Below are 15,346 nucleotides of genomic sequence, written 5' to 3'. Positions count from 1 at the left end.
TCAGTCGTCGCGGATGGTTCCGATCAGGTGGTCGACGAAGTCGCGCACCGGGGCCGGGAGGCGACGCTGCGCCATCGTCTGGATCTGGAGGTTCCGCTGGAGCAGCTCCGGGTTGGTCAGCGGGATCGCCACCAGGCCTTCCTGGTCGAGGCGGCGGCGGACGCTGAGCCTGCCGGTCAGGGTCACACCACCCGACAGCCGGGCGAAGCTGTGCAGGGCGATGGAGTGGTTGCTGACGAAGACCGGGTCGAACTGCAGGCCTTCCATGCTGCAGCAGATGTCGAACAGCTGCCGCAGCGTGGTGCCCTCCTCCATCAGGGCCAGCGGGTACGGCAGCAGATCGGCCAGCTCCGCCTCGGCGCGCTCGGCCAGCGGGTGGTCGGCCCGCACCAGCGCCCGGATCTCGTGGCGCTCGGAGTGCTCGACCCGGATCCCCTGCTCCGGTGCGGTGCTGAAGGTGACCGCCAGGTCCGCCGCGCCCTCGACGACCTGCCGGGTCGCCGCGGCCGGAGTGGTGACGTGCAGGCGGAACCGGACGCCGGGGTGCTGCGCCCGGAACGACGCCATCGCCTCCGGCAGCACGTCCTGCGCGAAACCCTCCGAGCTCGCGACATCCACCGTGCGGCGCTGCCCGGCGTGCAGTTCCCGCATCTCGTCGAGCACCTGCTCCTCTTCCCGCATCCGCCGCCTGGCATAAGCCGCGAGCACCTCACCGGCCGCGGTCAGCACCATGCCGCGCGGCTGCCGCTCGAACAGCGGTACGCCCGCCTCGTGCTCCAGCTTCGCCACCTGGCGGCTGATCGCGGAAGTGGCCACGTGCAACCGCTCGGACGCCTCGCGGATCGAACCGGTCCGCGCCACCTCCGCGAAGTACCGCAGAGATCCCAATCCCGTCTGCATCCGACACCTCCTGGCGGATGACAGTAGGCCGCGCCCCGAGCCCACCTGCTCCGGGCGTTGCTGTTCGAGCAACGGCGCCTTGCTTTTTTGCTGCTTCTCCCCGGTGCGGGCGTCTGGTTGAGTTTGCGGAAATCAGGTCCTCTTCGCGGGAAGACCTGCGGTGAGCGAGCAGTTGCCGGGAGGGCGTCGCGATGTCTCGGAAGCAGGCCGTCGAAGGTGCTGCGCAGTACTTCGACTCCGGTGAGTTCCGCGCCGACCTCGCTCGCCGTGTCGCCTTTCCGACCGAGAGCCAGGATCCGGAGCGCGCCGAGGTGCTGCACCGGTACCTGGCCGAGGAGATCACGCCGTCCGTCGAACGGCTCGGGTGCACCGCGCGCATCGTCGACAACCCGGTTCCCGGTGGCGGGCCGTTCCTCGTCGCCCACCGGCACGAGGACGACTCCCTGCCGACGCTGCTCACCTACGGGCACGGCGACGTGGTGCGCGGGCACGAGGCGCAGTGGCGCAGCGGACTCGACCCGTGGCGGATCACCGTCGAGGGCGACCGCTGGTACGGCCGGGGCACGGCGGACAACAAGGGACAGCACACCATCAACCTCGCGGCGCTGGAGCAGGTGCTGGCGGCGCGCGGCGGGGAGCTCGGGTTCAACCTGAAGGTCCTGCTCGACATGGGCGAGGAGACCGGTTCGCCCGGGTTGACCGAAGTGTGCGCCGACCTCGCCGACGAGCTGCGCGCCGATCTGCTGATCGCCTCCGACGGCTGCCGCGTCGCGGCGCAGCGGCCGACGCTGTTCCTCGGTTCGCGGGGAGCCGTCAACTTCTCGCTGCGCGTCCGGCTGCGCGACAGCGCGTACCACTCGGGCAACTGGGGTGGTCTTCTGCGCAACCCCGCGAGCGTGCTGGCCAACGCGTTGGCCAGCATGGTCGACTCCCGCGGGGCGTTGTTGGTGCAGGGCCTCCGGCCCGAGTCGATCCCGGAGTCGGTGCGGGCCGCGCTGGCCGACATCGCGGTCGACGGCGGTCCGGGCTCGCCGGAGATCGACGCCGACTGGGGTGAGCCGGGCCTGAGCCCGAGCGAACGGGTCTTCGGCTGGAACACCCTGGAAGTGCTGGCGTTCACCTCGGGAACTCCGCACGCGCCGGTCAACGCCATCCCCGGCAGCGCCGAGGCGCACTGCCAGCTGCGGTTCGTGGTGGGTACCGACTGGCGCGACGCCGAGCGGATCCTGCGCGAACACCTCGACGAGCACGGCTTCCCGATGGTCGAGGTCGAGGTGAGCAGCGGCGTGGCCGCCACCCGCCTCGATCCGGAGAGCGAATGGGTGCGCTGGGCCCTCGACTCGCTGCGCACCACCACCGGTGGCGATCCCGCCCTGCTCCCCAACCTGGGCGGAACGCTGCCCAACGACGCCTTCGCCGACGTGCTCGGGCTGCCCACGATCTGGGTCCCGCACTCGTACCCGGCCTGCGCCCAGCACGCCCCCGACGAACACGTGCTCGGGTCGCTGTCCCGCGAAGCGCTGCAGATCATGGCCGGTCTGTTCTGGGACTTCGCCGAGATCCACCGCTGATCCGCTCGACGTTCGGACCTGCGCGCAGGCGAACGCCTCCTGACGAAAAACGGAGCTCGTGATGGCCACCTCCCCCGCGACGACGACGGCGCAGCAGCGGAATCCGTTCCGGATCATCGCAGCGGCCTCGATCGGCAATGCGCTCGAGTGGTACGACATCGCCGTCTACGCGATCTTCGCGACCGTCATCTCCAAGGTGTTCTTCCCGGCGCAGGACGAAACGGTGTCCCTGCTGCTGACCTTGGGCACCTTCGGCGTGTCGTTCCTGATCCGCCCGGTGGGCGCGGTCGTGCTCGGGGCCTACGCCGACCGCGCCGGCCGCAAGGCATCGCTGACGCTGTCGATCCGGCTGATGGTGCTGGGCACCGCGATGATCTGCCTGATGCCGTCCTACGAGGCCATCGGCGTGATCGCACCGATCGGCATCCTGCTGGCCCGGTTGATCCAGGGCTTCTCGGCAGGCGGCGAGTTCGGCAGCGCCACCGCGTTCATGGTCGAGCACCTGCCCGGCCGACGCGGGTTCGTGGCCAGCTGGCAGTTCGCCAGCCAGGGCCTGAGCACCCTGGTGTCGGCCGGGATGGGCGTGCTGCTGACCACCACCCTGCCACCGGACCAGCTGCAGTCGTGGGGCTGGCGGATCCCGTTCGCCGTCGGGCTGCTGGTCGGCCCGGTCGGCTACTACATCCGCCGGTTCGTCGACGAAGCGCCGGAGTTCGCCGAGCAGGCCGAAGCCCCGAAATCACCGGTCCGCACCGTGCTGCGCACCCAGAAGGGCCGGGTCCTGCTGGTGATCGGCGCGCTGCTGGTGTCCACCGTGCTCAACTACACGATCACCTACATGCCGACCTACGCGATCAAGGAGCTCGGCCTGCCCGCCTCGGCCAGCTTCACCGCGACGCTGGTCACCGGCGTGATCCTGACCGCGGTGACGCCGCTGGCCGGGCACCTGTCGGACAAGATCGGGCGGGTTCGGCTGATGAGCGCGTTCGCCGCGCTGATCCTGCTGCTGATCTACCCGGTCTTCGCCGTGCTGGTCGCCTTCCCCGGCTTCGGCGTCATGGTCGGCGTGATGCTGGTGATCGGGCTGCTCAAGGCGTGCTACTTCGGGGCGCTGCCGGCGCTGATGGCCGAGCTGTTCCCGACCGAGACCCGCGCGACGGGCATGTCGGTGGGCTACAACATCGGGGTGAGCGTCTTCGGCGGGTTCACGCCGTTCATCTCGACCTGGCTGATCGGGGTGAGCGGCAGCAACCTGGCGCCGAGCTTCTACCTGATGTTCGCGGCCGCTGCCAGCCTGCTCAGCCTCCTGGTCATCCGGCGCAACACCGGAATCCGCTGACTGTCCACTGTGCTCCGTCTGCCGATCATCGCCTGCTCTCCAAAGCTTTCACCGCGGCTGAGGTTCGGTCGGCGACCCCGAGCTTGGTGAAGATGTTGCGCATGTGGTTCTTCACCGTGCGTTCCGAAATTCCCATGGCCTTGGCGATTTCCCGGTTCGAGCCACCGCGGACGAGGTAGCCCATCACTTCGTGCTCGCGCTTGGTCAGCGCGGGCAGCTGTTCCCCCTGAGGTGCGCCGTTCGGTCCGGGCACTGCGCCGGACTGGTGGAGTTGGACGCGGAATGCCACCAGCTGCCCAACTTGTTCCAGGACGTGGCGCAGTGCGCGGGAGTGCTCGACGGCCTCCAGCAGCAGGGCGACCATCGCCCGATCCAGCGCCTGATCGTACGTGAGGGCCATCAAGCTCCTCCACCTGTGCGTGTGATCGCTGGTGCCCCCGCACCCAGCGAAGCGAATCCGTGCTGATGACCAGAGTTTCGTCCGCACGGACCAGAACGTTGCCCTGAGTCGCCCCCGTTCCCTCGAATGCCGAGCAGATTGACGCGAACAGCCCAGCGCGTGCTCGAACCGGTACCCCCGTCCGGAAGCACTGGGCCGAATTGTTCATGGTCTCGATCTCCGGCCGACCGTAAGTTCGCGGACGTCGGCCTCGCAGCACGATCTTGAACAGGGGGAACAACGAAGATGCCAGTCCCGTCAGGCACGAAGGAGGGTTCCGCACGGCCTCGGCCGTCCGGATCACCGGGCGGAATTCCCGAATACGGCGCCGATCCCGCCGCAGCGGCAGCGGCCGTGCGGCTCAGGTTGCGCGACGACACCGAACCCGTGCGCAACCTCGCGACCTTCCTGACCACGTCCTTCGAACCCGAAGCGCAGCGCCTGCACAACGCCTACCTGAACCGCAACCTCGCCGACCGCGAGCAGTACCCGGGCGTGGACGAGCTGGTGCGGGAATGCGTGCGCATGCTCGGCCATCTCTGGGGCGGCGACCCGAACGGCGTAGTGGGTTCGGCCACCACCGGATCGAGCGAGGCCGCGATGATGGCCGGGCTCTCCCTCCTGCACCGCTGGGCCGAACGCACCGGTCCCGGGAACCGGCGCCCGAACCTGGTGATGGGTGCGGGAGTGCACGCCTGCTGGCGGAACTTCTGCCGCCACTGGGAAGTCGAGCCCCGAGTGGCACCGGCCCGGCCGGGCTGCATCGGGCTCGACGCCGGGTCGGTGGCCGAGCTGTGCGACGAATCCACCATCGGCGTCGTGACCGTCCTGGGCGGCACCCTGGACGGCCGCTACGAACCGGTCCGGGAGATCACCGAGGAACTGGACCGGGTGGCCGCGGAGTCCGGGATCGAGGTGCCCGTGCACGTCGACGCGGCCGGGGGCGGGTTCATCGCACCGTTCCTGGACCCGGACCTGGCGTGGGGTTTCGACCTGCCGCGAGTGGTCTCCATCAACGCCTCGGGGCACAAGTACGGGCAGGTGCCGCCAGGTCTGGGCTGGGTGCTGTGGCGGGACCGGGACCACCGGAGCAGGCGCCTCGGCTTCCCGGTGAACTACCTGGGCAGCAACCACACCTACCACGAGTTCAGCTTCTCCCGGTCCGCCGCGCCCGTGGTCCTGCAGTACTACAACTTCGTCCGCTACGGGTTCGCCGGCTACCGCAGCATGCACGCGCGTTCCCGGATCCTGGCGCAGGACCTGGCCGCCCGGCTGCGCGGGACCGGCCGGTTCCACTTCCTCGGAGACGGCCGGGACCTGCCCGTGGTGGCGGTGACCGCCGAACCCGATCTCAAGCTCGCCCAGCTGGCGGCGCACCTGGGCGAGTGCGGCTGGTCCGTGCCGGTGTACCAGCTGCCGCCCGATCTCGACGAGCTGACCGCGATGCGCGTGGTCGTCCGCAGCGACCTTCGCCCCGACGAGGTCGTGGCGTTCGCCGCGGCCGTCGACGAATTCACCCGTTCCACCAAGTGAGGAGAAACCATGCGTCCGATCCGCGTCCTCGGCAAGCTCGCGCAGGCCGCGCCGCCCCAGTCAGGTTCGGGGTTGCGGCTGGCGATCTTCCAGGGGGAGAACCCCGTGGGCTCGCCGCAGGCTGTCGTGGACAACCTGGCCAGGATGGAGGAAGCCGTGGCGCTCGCCGCGAGCTACCGAAGTCACCTGTGCGCCTTCCCCGAGTGCTACAACACCGGGTACTCGCTCGGCCCCGACGAGTGCGCGGAGCTGGCCGAGCCCAGTGACGGCCTGTCGGTGCGCGCGGCCGTGAAGCTCTCGCAGCAGCACGACATCGGCATCGTCCTGCCCTACGTGGAGCGCGCCGAGAACGGCGCCCTGCACGACTCCGTGGCGGTGGTCGGCGACGGCCGGTTGATCGCCAACTACCGCAAGACCCACCTCTACGGGGCGGCCGAACGCGCCAACTTCACGCCGGGCGACGAACTTCCGCCCGTGGTCGACATCAACGGCTTCCGGGTGGGGATCCTGAACTGCTACGAGTGCGAGTTCCCGCCGCTGTACCAGTACTTGGCGCGGCGCGGTGCCGGGTTGATCGTCGGCCCGACCGCCGCCGACCGGCACTTCGTGCTCCACGACGGCTCCCCGACGCAGGTGCCCTACCCCGACGCGACCGAGCACATCATCCCGGCGATGGCCGCGGTGTGGCGGGTTTTCGTGGCATATGCCAACCGGCGGGGTTGGGAGGTCTCCGACCGCGGGCAGTGGGAGTACCGCGGCAACTCCGGGATCTGGGGCCCGGACGGGCAGCCGGTGGTGTGCGCCGGCCCGAGCGAGCAGACCGCGGACTCGCTGCTGGTCGCCGATTGCGCGCCGAGCACGATCCCCCCGTTCAGCCCGGAAGGGGACCACTTGAGCAACTCCCGGCTCAACGTCGGTGATCGCCTGCAGCCGGCGGGCTGATTCAGCGCTGGCCCGCCACCTCGGCCATCGGGGCCAGCGCAACGCCTTCCGCGGCGAACCGGTCGCGGATGGCCCGCGCGACGTCCACCGCGTTCGGCCGGTCGCCGTGCAGGCAGATGGTGTCGGCGTCGACCGGGATCGCGGTTCCCGAGACCGAATCCACTGAACCCCGGAGCACGGCCACCGCTTGATCGGCGCACCGCTGCGGTGATTTCGGCTGGGGGTCGGGTTCGATGATGATGTGGCCGTCGTCGTCGTAGTCGAGGTCGGCGAAAGCCTCGCGCACCACCGGAAAACCGCGCGCTGCCAAGGATTCCGCGACCGGACCGGCGAGCAGCACCACGCGGACGTCCGGTGCTGCGGTGGCGAACGCCTCCACGATCGCTTCGGCGACGGCCCCGTCCCGGGCGGCGAGCCCGTAGAGCGCCCCGTGCGGTTTGACGTGGGCGACCGGAACTCCGTGCAGGTCAGCGATCGCCCGCAAGGCGCCGAACTGGTACAGGCAGGCCTCGGCGGCGTCTTGCGGGCTCATCGCGATCGCCCGGCGCCCGAAGCCGATCAGGTCCGGGAATCCGGGATGCGCGCCGACCGACGTCCCGCCGTCGCGCGCCAGCTGCACGGACCGGCGCATCGTCGCCGGGTCTCCCCCGTGCCACCCGCAGGCCACGTTCACCGACGAGACCAGCGGAATCACCCCGGCGTCGTCGCCGAGCCGCCAGCGGCCGAAGCTCTCCCCCGCGTCCGCGTTGAGATCGATGAGCGCACGCACTTCCACGCACCTCCCGAAAAGCCCCCGAAGAACGCGATCGTAAACCCCGGCTGCACCGAACGCAGCACTCCGAAAAGCGCAATCCCTCCCCCACTCGAACGTGGGTCTTGCGGCCACTATGGCGATGCGCGGTGCGGTCCAGCGGCGCATCCTTTCCTTGCCGACGGTTTGGTGAGGAGGGGGCACCGTGACCGCTACCAGGGTCGAACTGCCACCAGCGCGGTACGAGTTCGGCGGCGACGAGTTCGTCTTCGTCGAGCTGGACCGCGAGATGAGCCTCGAGGCGAACTTCAAGGCGATGGCGATCACCGGCGCGCTGCGCAGGCTGGACGTGGACGGCGTCATCGACATCTGCCCGTCCAACGCCTCGTACCTGGTCCGATTGGACCCCGACCGGTTGCACCCGGCCGAGCTGGTCGAACAGCTCAAGGCGCTCGAGCACTCCGCCGGTGAGCTTCCGGCCGACTACACCGTGCAGACGCGCGTGGTCGACGTGCCGGTGCTGTTCGACGACCCGTGGACCCGCGAGACGCTGATGCGCTTCCGCGACCGCCACCAGGACCCTTCGGCCACCGACCTCGAGTACGCGGCGCGGATCAACGGCCACCCCGACGTCGGATCGCTCATCGACGCGATCACCTCGGCGCCGTTCATCGTCACCATGCTCGGCTTCGTCCCCGGGCTTCCGTTCTGCTACCAGATGGTTCCCCGCGACCGGCAGATCGAGGTGCCCAAGTACGTGCGGCCGCGCACCGACACACCGGAGCGCGCGTTCGGCTTCGGCGGGGCGTTCGCCGTGGTCTACCCCGTGCGCGGCGCCGGCGGGTACCAGCTGTTCGGGATCGCGCCCGCACCGGTGTTCGACCTGTCCCAGCGGCTGCCGGACTTCGCCGAGCGCATCGCCTTCCCGCAACCGAGCGACATCCTCCGGTACCGGTCGATCGGGCTCGACGAGTACGAGTCCATCCGGTCCGAGGTGGAGGTCGGCACCTTCCGCTACCGCACCCGGGACGTGGCGTTCCACCCGGCGGAGTTCCTCGCCGATCCCGACGGCGTCAACGAACGGCTGATGGAGGTGCTGTACCGATGAACGAACTGATCGTGCGCTCGGGCGGCTTGTCCACGACCGTGCAGGACTCCGGGCGGGATGGCCAGTACGCGATCGGCATGCCGCCGTCGGGGGCCATGGACCAGTACTCCTACGAGATCGCCAACATGCTGGTGGGCAACCCGTCCGGTGCGGCCGTGCTGGAGGCCACCTACCTGGGTCCGGAGCTGGAGTTCACCGATGCGCGCCACGTCGCGGTGACCGGTGCCGACTGCGCCGTCACGATCAACGGCGAGCCCGCGCCGACCTGGCGACCGCTCCGCGTCGAGGCCGGGGACGTGCTGGCCGCGACGCAGGTCCGGCGCGGTGCGCGCCCGTACCTCGCGGTCAGCGGCGGGATCGACGTGGAGCCCTACCTGGGGTCCCGGTCGACGTACATGCTCACCGGCATCGGCGGTTTCCGGGGGCGCGCGCTGACCGCCGGCGACCGGTTGCCGCTGGGCTCGGAGCAGGCGGCGGCCGCGACCGGTGCGGAGCTGCCGGAGGAGCTGCGCCTGGACTTCCCGGCGGTCACCGAGCTGCGGTTCATCGTCGGCCTGTGCTCCTACCGGCTGACCGAGGACGCCCTGCGGTCCTTCCTGGACACCGAGTGGAAGGTCACCAAGGACGCGGACCGGGTGGGCTACCGGCTGCGCGGCGGATCGCTGGACTTCGTCGAGCGGGAGCAGCCCTTCGGCGCGGGCAGCGACCCGGCCAACGTGGTGGACCTCGGCTACCCGGTCGGATCGGTGCAGGTCCCCGGCGGTGACGAGCCGATCGTGCTGCTCAACGACGCGGTCACCGGCGGCGGCTACGCGACCATCGGCACGGTCATCTCCGCCGATCGCGACCTGATCGCGCAGACCCGCACCGGCAGCAAGCTGCGCTTCACCGCCGTGGACGTGGACGCCGCGGTGGCGGCCCGGCAGGAACGACGTGCGCGACTGGGCAAGGCCCGCATCGCGCTCGACGCCGACCCGAGGTGACCTGGAGGAACCGATGTCCGATGTGGATGCTCAGCTGCCCGGCGTGTTCTACAGCCGTCCCTCCCCGGACGCCGACCCGTACATCGAGCCCGGCAACGCCGTCGAGGTGGGCCAGACGTTGGGCCTGATCGAGGTGATGAAGACCTACAACGAGATCAAGGCCGAATCGGCCGGGGTGATCACCAAGATCCTGCTGGAGGACGGCGACGAGGTCGACGTCGGCCAGACCTTGTTCGAACTGGACGAGGCATGAGCGGCCTGCGGCGGGTGCTGGTGGCCAACCGCGGTGAGATCGCGGTGCGGATCGTCCGCGCGTGCCACGCGGCCGGTGTCGAAGCGGTCGCGGTCCACTCCGATGCCGACGAGGGCGCCCGGTGGGTGCGGATGGCCGACCACGTGCAGCACATCGGCCGCTCCGCCGCGCAGAAGTCCTATTTGGACGCTGAAGTGCTGCTCAAGGCCGCCAAGGAGGCCGAGGCCGATTCGGTGCACCCGGGGTACGGATTCCTCTCGGAGAACGCGGATTTCGCCCGCGGGGTGCGCGACGCGGGCCTGGCGTTCATCGGTCCGCCGCCGGAGGCCATCGAGCTCATGGGCGACAAGGCGACGGCCCGCCGCACGGCGCAGTCGGCCGGTGTGCCGGTGGTGCCGGGCAGCGGCCCGTGCACCGACCAGGCCCAGGCGGAGCGAGCAGCGGCCGACCTCGGCTATCCCCTGCTGGTCAAGGCATCGGCCGGTGGCGGTGGCCGCGGCATCCGGCCGGTGCGCGACGCGGCGGAGCTGCGCGAGGTGCTGCCCGCCGCGCAGGCGGAGGCGCAATCCGCGTTCGGCGACTCGACCGTCTACCTCGAGCGCGCCATTCCGCAGGCGCGGCACGTGGAAGTCCAGGTGCTCGCCGACGACCACGGCAATGTCCGGCACCTCTTGGAGCGGGACTGCTCGGTCCAGCGGCGTCGGCAGAAGCTCATCGAGGAAGCGCCGGCACCCCAGCTGTCCGACGACGCCCGCCGCGCCATCGCGGAGGCGGCGGTGCGCTTGGCCGAGCACGTCGGTTACCGCAACGCGGGGACCGTCGAGTTCCTGGTGGACGCCGACGAGAACTTCTACTTCATCGAGATGAACACGCGGATCCAGGTCGAGCACCCGATCACCGAGGCGATCACCGGGATCGACCTGGTCGCCGAGCAGCTGCGCATCGGCGGCGGTGCCCCGCTGTCCTTCGACCAGGACTCGGTCCGGGCGCGCGGTGCCGCCGTCGAGCTGCGGATCAACGCCGAGGATCCGCAGCGCGGCTTCGCACCGACGCCGGGCGTGGTCACCGAGTTCGAGCTCCCCGGTGGCCCGGGTATCCGGTTCGACACCTGGATCGGCCCCGGCGACCGGGTGAGCCCGTTCTACGACTCGCTCATCGCGAAGCTGGTGTGCTGGGGCGCGGACCGCGAGCAGGCGCACGACCGAGCGCGGCAGGCGCTCCGCGAGTTCCGCGCCGAGGGCATCGCCACCACCGCAGGACTGCACGAACGCCTGCTCGCCGAACCCGACCTGCGCCGCGGGCCGGTGCACACGACGTGGCTGGAGCACCTGCTGGAGGAGTGACCCCCGCTCCGGCGGTCTTGCCGGAGCGGGGACTCACGTCGGGGTCGCCGCCGCCTTCGGCTGGTCGATGCGGCGGCCGTGCGCCGCGATCCGCGCCGCGTCGCGTTCGGGCCGCACGAAGGCGAAGGCGAGCAGACCACCGATGAGCATCAGCGTCCCCGGGATGGCGAACGCGATGGCGAAACCGGTGGTCGGGTCTCCCGCCGCTTCGACGATCCGCCCGGTCACGTACGGGGCGGCGAGACCGGCGAGGGTGACCAGTCCGACGGTCAGGGACATCACGGCGCCGCGCTGGGCCGGTGGCGTGATCTCGGCGTTGATCGTCTGCCCGATCGCGAACTTGACCGCCCCGATGCTGAAGGCCACCGTGATGAGCGCGATCTTGACACCGGGGTGCGACACGAGCGGGACGAGGAGCATGGCCGAGCCGGCCAGGAAGACCGCGCAGCCGCCCAGGATTCCCCGCGACACCCGGCTGGACACGCCCCGGTGCATCATCCACTGCGTCAGCGCGCCCTGCCCGAAGGTCGCGACGGTCTTCAACACCCAGGGTGCGGTCACGATCGTGCCGGCGGCGACCGCGCTGTAGCCCAACGAGGTTTCGAGGTAAGAAGGCACCCAGGCGAGCAGCAGCGTGGACGTCCAGTAAGCACCGAAACCGCCGACGAACCCGGCAAGCCAGGTCCCGCTGAGCAGGATTCGGCGGTAGGGGACGCGGAACGCCGCCGCGGCTCCTGGTTCCGCGCTGATCGGCGCCGACACCCGGTCCGCAGTGCCCTCGCGACCGACGAAGGCCCAGACCCCGCACCAGAGCACGCCGACGAGGAACAGCGACAGGAACGCCCAGCGCCAGCCGAAGTTGATGATGACCAAGGTCAGCAGCGGCGCGGCCAGGACACCGCCCAGACCGCCGCCACCGGAGATCAGCGCGCCCGGAATGCTGCGCTTCTCGTTCGGGAACCACTTGAAGGCGGCGTGCATCGCCACCGGCTGCGCGGGGCCTTCCGCCGCGCCCAGGACGATCCTGCTGATCAGCAGCCCGGCGAACCCGGCGCCGGCGACCACCGGAAGCTGCGTGAGTCCCCACACCAGCGCCATGCCGAACAGGAGCCACTTCGCCGGGAACCGGTTGGCCATGAACCCGAACGCGATCGCGGAGATGTTGAACAGGAAGAAGAACGAGCTCGCCAGGAGTCCGTATTCGGAGTGGCTCAAGCCGAGGTCCCGCATGATGGGGTTGGCGGCGAGCCCCAGCACGGCCTTGTCCGCGTAGTTGATCAGCATGAAGACCAGCAGCATCGCCATGACGGCCCAAGCGCGCGAACCGGACTTCTTCGAGGGATCGGCCGGGGTGCCGAGGTTCGAGGACTTCATCGTCTCTCCAGGTGAAGTAGCCCGGTCAGGTGGTGAGCAGCTCCTTGGCGATGCCGTTCTTCTGGATTTCCGAGGAACCGGTGAGGATCCGGAACATGCGCAGCCTGCGGAACAGCCACTCGACCTCGCTGCCGCGCACCAGCCCCGCCTTGCCGTGGATCTGCACCGCCTCGTCCGCGATGCGGAAGGCGTTCTCCGCGACGAAGAGCTTGCACATGAACGCCTCGACGCGCGGTTTGGCGCCCGCGTCGAGCGCGGCCAGCGCGTCGTAGGTCATGCTCCGCGCGGCGTAGTAAGTGGTGGCCAGATCCGCGAGCTTGTGCTGGACGGACTGCAACGCCACCAGCGGCGCGCCGAAGGCGTGGCGGTTCTTGGCGAAATCGACGGTGAGCTGCAGCGCGCGCCGTGCGTTGCCGAGCACCGTGGGACAGTGCAGCAGCCGGTTGGCCGTGACCCGGCCCAGTCCGACGCGCAGCCCGTCGCCGACGCGGCCGAGTAGTTGCTCCGGGCCGACGTAGCAGTCCTCCAGGACGATGTCGCTTTCGATGTGCTGACCGGACATCGGGGTCTGGCCGTCGAGCACCGCGCACCCCGGCGAATCCAGGTCGACCAGGAACGCGGAGTAGGTGTTCTCTGCCTCGGCCATGCGGGCGACCAGCACCGAGAAGTCGGCGAACGGCCCGGCGGAGGAGAAGACCTTGTGCCCGGTGATCCGCCAGCCGTCACCGTCCGGCGTCGCAGTGGTGCGCATCGCGCGCACGTCGGAGCCCGCATCCGCCTCCGTCAGCGAGAAGCAGCAAGCCCGTTCGCCCCGGATCACCGGCAGCAGGTACTTCTCCAGCTGGAGCTCGGTGGCGAACTCGAAGATCGCCCCGGCGCGCAGCGGGCCGCCCATGTCGCCGAGCACCGAGTGCGAGAGGACGCGCCCCGAAGCACCGATCTCCTCCTTGAGCGCGGCCAGCTCGGTGAACGAGAGCCCCTGCCCGCCGAAGCGCTCGGGCAGGTGGATGCCGTAGAAGCCGAGCTCGCGGCTGCGCTTCCAGACCGGCTCCAGCACGTCGCGGTGCAGCCGCGTTTCCGGGGTGAGCTGGAGGTCCGCCTCGTACTCCGCGAGCTCGCCGTCCAAGTAGTCGCGCAACCGCCCGACGAGATCGGCCAGGCGCGGGTTGTCGTCGTAGGTCGGGTTGATCGTGAACGTCATCGTCGTCCCTCCTCAGTGGACTTTGCGGTCGCTGCCTGCCCAGTAGCGGCCGCGAACTGCGCGCCGGTCGACCTTGCCGTTGCGGTTCACCGGGAGATCGGCGGCGAAGTCCACGGTCTTGGGCAGCTTGTGGCGGGCCAGCTTCGTCGCGCAGAACTCGACGAGTCCTTCTTCCGACACCACCTCGCGGGCCACGACGACGGCCTTCACCGCCTCGCCCCAGGTCTCGTCCGGCACGCCGACCACGCAGGCTTCCGACACGGCCGGGTGTTCGTAGAGCGCGGCTTCGACTTCGCTGCAGTAGACGTTGAAACCGCCGGAGATGATCATGTCCTTCTTGCGGTCCACGATGAACAGGTAGCCGTCGGCTCGCAGGTAGCCGATGTCGCCGGTGTGCACCCAGCCGTCGCGGAAGGTCTGGGCGCTCAGCTCGGGTTCCCGCCAGTACTCGCGGACGCAGTCCGGCCCGCGCACCACCACCTCGCCGAGCTCACCGGCCGGCACCGGAGCGCCGCTGTCGTCCACCACGCGCACCTCGGTGTCGTAGACGGGCCGACCGCAGGAGGACAGCAGTTCCGGGTCCTCCTCGATGCCGCGCACGACGTCCTCCGCGGTGAGCACGGTGACTCCGCTGGTGGTCTCGGCCTGCCCGTAGCCCTGCATGACGACCGGCCCGAACGCGGCGACGGCCTCGCGCAACCGCTGCGGCGAGACCGGTGCGCCGCCGACCCGCAGGCAGGTCATCGAGGACAGGTCGGCAGTGCTCAGATCCGGGTGCGAGAGCACCAGGTTCAGCATCGTCGGCACGAGGAACGTGGAGGTGATCCGCTCGGATTCCACGGTTCGCAGGAACTCCCCGGCATCCCAGCGCGGTAGCACCACCACGCTGGTGCCGCGGGCGAACGCCGCCAGCAGTCCCATCCCGGTGGCGTGGGTGATCGGCCCGGCTGCGAGGTAGCGCTCGACCTCCTCCGACCGGCGCTCCGGAGTCATCAGCCGCTTGCGCATGTTCGCCAGCCGGTTGCCGGTCGTCTGCACGGCGGCTTTCAGCGACCCGGTCGAACCGGAGGTGAAGTTGAGGACCGCCGGATCGTCCTCGGCGACCTCCACCGCGACCGGTTCCTCCTCTCCCGAGGCCAGGAGATCGGCGTAGTCGCCGTCGTAGTCGACCACCTCGCACGCCAGCCCGGCGCCGGCCACGATCTCGCGCGCCACCTCGACGTGCGCGGAGTCCGCGAACAGGACCCGGACCGAGGCGTCGGCCAGCACGTGCTCGACCTCGCCCGCGGCGAGCCTGGCGTTGATCGGCACCCGCAGGAAACCGCCCTTGCAGAGGGCCATCTCGGTCTCCACCAGCTCGGCGCAGTTCCCGGCGAAGGTCGCCACCGCCTGCCCCTGGCGGACGCCCCGCGCGAGCAACGCCGAAGCCAGCCGGTTGGTGCGCGCTTCCAGTTCCCGGTAGGTCCACCGCTGACCGCCGCAGACCAACGCCTCCCGATCCGGCCAGAAGCTGCTGCTGCGGGTGAGGTAGCTGCCCAGGTTCATGCCGACTCCCAAGATTTTCGCCAGGTCGACCAGTACTGGACACAATGTCTAGTAACTCACGGCT

At 70.0% G+C, this 15,346-nt stretch carries 14 protein-coding genes; 8 read left to right on the top strand and 6 right to left on the bottom strand.

The window, feature by feature from the left end:
- Window positions 1-900, bottom strand: a complete 900-nt coding sequence (locus OU415_RS14145) for a LysR family transcriptional regulator (protein ID WP_270949189.1) — start codon at window positions 898-900, stop codon at window positions 1-3.
- A gap of 191 nt (window positions 901-1,091) precedes the next feature.
- Here OU415_RS14145 and OU415_RS14140 point away from each other — a divergent pair, with 191 nt between their 5' ends.
- Together OU415_RS14140 and OU415_RS14135 are read left to right on the top strand one after the other, a co-directional pair.
- Window positions 1,092-2,471, top strand: a complete 1,380-nt coding sequence (locus tag OU415_RS14140; RefSeq protein ID WP_270949188.1) for a M20 family metallopeptidase — start codon at window positions 1,092-1,094, stop codon at window positions 2,469-2,471.
- Window positions 2,472-2,532: 61 nt separating this feature from the next.
- The gene (locus OU415_RS14135) at window positions 2,533-3,810 is read left to right on the top strand and encodes an MFS transporter (protein WP_270949187.1); all 1,278 of its coding nucleotides are present in this window, start codon (window positions 2,533-2,535) and stop codon (window positions 3,808-3,810) included.
- 25 nt (window positions 3,811-3,835) lie between these two features.
- Here the strand turns inward: OU415_RS14135 and OU415_RS14130 are convergent, their stop codons facing one another.
- Window positions 3,836-4,210, bottom strand: coding sequence for a response regulator transcription factor (locus OU415_RS14130; RefSeq protein ID WP_270949186.1), 375 nt, complete (start codon window positions 4,208-4,210; stop codon window positions 3,836-3,838).
- A 285-nt stretch (window positions 4,211-4,495) separates the two neighbouring features.
- Here OU415_RS14130 and OU415_RS14125 point away from each other — a divergent pair, with 285 nt between their 5' ends.
- Together OU415_RS14125 and OU415_RS14120 are read left to right on the top strand one after the other, a co-directional pair.
- Window positions 4,496-5,782, top strand: coding sequence for a glutamate decarboxylase (locus OU415_RS14125; protein WP_270949185.1), 1,287 nt, complete (start codon window positions 4,496-4,498; stop codon window positions 5,780-5,782).
- A 9-nt stretch (window positions 5,783-5,791) separates the two neighbouring features.
- Window positions 5,792-6,724, top strand: a complete 933-nt coding sequence (locus tag OU415_RS14120; RefSeq protein ID WP_270949183.1) for a nitrilase-related carbon-nitrogen hydrolase — start codon at window positions 5,792-5,794, stop codon at window positions 6,722-6,724.
- A gap of 1 nt (window position 6,725) precedes the next feature.
- Here OU415_RS14120 and OU415_RS14115 read toward each other — a convergent pair whose 3' ends face one another.
- On the bottom strand, window positions 6,726-7,493 hold the full coding sequence (locus OU415_RS14115) for a LamB/YcsF family protein (protein ID WP_270949181.1): 768 nt from the start codon (window positions 7,491-7,493) through the stop codon (window positions 6,726-6,728).
- A gap of 187 nt (window positions 7,494-7,680) precedes the next feature.
- Between OU415_RS14115 and OU415_RS14110 the strand changes: the two genes are divergently transcribed.
- The 4 genes from OU415_RS14110 to OU415_RS14095 are packed head-to-tail and all read left to right on the top strand — an operon-like array spanning window position 7,681 to window position 11,162.
- Complete coding sequence (locus OU415_RS14110; RefSeq protein ID WP_270949180.1) at window positions 7,681-8,583, top strand: 5-oxoprolinase subunit B family protein; 903 nt, start codon at window positions 7,681-7,683, stop codon at window positions 8,581-8,583.
- Complete coding sequence (locus tag OU415_RS14105) at window positions 8,580-9,566, top strand: 5-oxoprolinase subunit C family protein (protein WP_270949179.1); 987 nt, start codon at window positions 8,580-8,582, stop codon at window positions 9,564-9,566. Before OU415_RS14110 ends, OU415_RS14105 begins: the two co-directional genes overlap by 4 nt.
- Before the next feature lie 13 nt (window positions 9,567-9,579).
- Window positions 9,580-9,819 (top strand): acetyl-CoA carboxylase, encoded by a 240-nt coding sequence (locus OU415_RS14100; RefSeq protein ID WP_270949178.1) that lies wholly within the window; start codon window positions 9,580-9,582, stop codon window positions 9,817-9,819.
- Complete coding sequence (locus OU415_RS14095; RefSeq protein WP_270949177.1) at window positions 9,816-11,162, top strand: acetyl-CoA carboxylase biotin carboxylase subunit; 1,347 nt, start codon at window positions 9,816-9,818, stop codon at window positions 11,160-11,162. The genes OU415_RS14100 and OU415_RS14095 overlap by 4 nt, the downstream gene beginning before the upstream one ends.
- 33 nt (window positions 11,163-11,195) lie before the next feature.
- On the opposite strand, the gene OU415_RS14090 is transcribed toward OU415_RS14095, so the two are convergent.
- Genes OU415_RS14090 through OU415_RS14080 form a run of 3 tightly spaced genes read right to left on the bottom strand, consistent with a single transcriptional unit; the run spans window position 11,196 to window position 15,282 of the window.
- The gene (locus tag OU415_RS14090; RefSeq protein ID WP_270949176.1) at window positions 11,196-12,536 is read right to left on the bottom strand and encodes an MFS transporter; all 1,341 of its coding nucleotides are present in this window, start codon (window positions 12,534-12,536) and stop codon (window positions 11,196-11,198) included.
- A gap of 25 nt (window positions 12,537-12,561) precedes the next feature.
- Window positions 12,562-13,737 carry an acyl-CoA dehydrogenase family protein gene (locus OU415_RS14085; protein ID WP_270949175.1) on the bottom strand — a complete coding sequence of 392 codons (1,176 nt, stop codon included), beginning with the start codon at window positions 13,735-13,737 and terminating at the stop codon, window positions 12,562-12,564.
- Between the two features lie 12 nt (window positions 13,738-13,749).
- Window positions 13,750-15,282 (bottom strand): acyl-CoA synthetase, encoded by a 1,533-nt coding sequence (locus OU415_RS14080; RefSeq protein WP_270949174.1) that lies wholly within the window; start codon window positions 15,280-15,282, stop codon window positions 13,750-13,752.
- Window positions 15,283-15,346: the final 64 nt, after the last annotated feature.

It is taken from the genome of Saccharopolyspora oryzae (assembly GCF_027853915.1).
Classification (GTDB): Bacteria; Actinomycetota; Actinomycetes; order Mycobacteriales; family Pseudonocardiaceae; genus Saccharopolyspora; species Saccharopolyspora oryzae.
Note: the sequence above shows the minus strand (reverse complement) of the source record. Positions and strands in the feature narration are given on the sequence as shown.

What these genes read in the sequence shown, in the direction of transcription:
- OU415_RS14105 (WP_270949179.1), top strand. Translation starts at nt 8,580, where the DNA reads ATGAACGAACTGATCGTGCGCTCGGGCGGCTTGTCCACGACCGTGCAG.
- OU415_RS14095 (WP_270949177.1), top strand. Translation starts at nt 9,816, where the DNA reads ATGAGCGGCCTGCGGCGGGTGCTGGTGGCCAACCGCGGTGAGATCGCG.
- OU415_RS14125 (WP_270949185.1), top strand. Translation starts at nt 4,496, where the DNA reads ATGCCAGTCCCGTCAGGCACGAAGGAGGGTTCCGCACGGCCTCGGCCG.
- OU415_RS14135 (WP_270949187.1), top strand. Translation starts at nt 2,533, where the DNA reads ATGGCCACCTCCCCCGCGACGACGACGGCGCAGCAGCGGAATCCGTTC.
- OU415_RS14130 (WP_270949186.1), bottom strand. Translation starts at nt 4,210, where the DNA reads ATGGCCCTCACGTACGATCAGGCGCTGGATCGGGCGATGGTCGCCCTG.
- OU415_RS14090 (WP_270949176.1), bottom strand. Translation starts at nt 12,536, where the DNA reads ATGAAGTCCTCGAACCTCGGCACCCCGGCCGATCCCTCGAAGAAGTCC.
- OU415_RS14080 (WP_270949174.1), bottom strand. Translation starts at nt 15,282, where the DNA reads ATGAACCTGGGCAGCTACCTCACCCGCAGCAGCAGCTTCTGGCCGGAT.
- OU415_RS14140 (WP_270949188.1), top strand. Translation starts at nt 1,092, where the DNA reads ATGTCTCGGAAGCAGGCCGTCGAAGGTGCTGCGCAGTACTTCGACTCC.
- OU415_RS14100 (WP_270949178.1), top strand. Translation starts at nt 9,580, where the DNA reads ATGTCCGATGTGGATGCTCAGCTGCCCGGCGTGTTCTACAGCCGTCCC.
- OU415_RS14120 (WP_270949183.1), top strand. Translation starts at nt 5,792, where the DNA reads ATGCGTCCGATCCGCGTCCTCGGCAAGCTCGCGCAGGCCGCGCCGCCC.
- OU415_RS14085 (WP_270949175.1), bottom strand. Translation starts at nt 13,737, where the DNA reads ATGACGTTCACGATCAACCCGACCTACGACGACAACCCGCGCCTGGCC.
- OU415_RS14145 (WP_270949189.1), bottom strand. Translation starts at nt 900, where the DNA reads ATGCAGACGGGATTGGGATCTCTGCGGTACTTCGCGGAGGTGGCGCGG.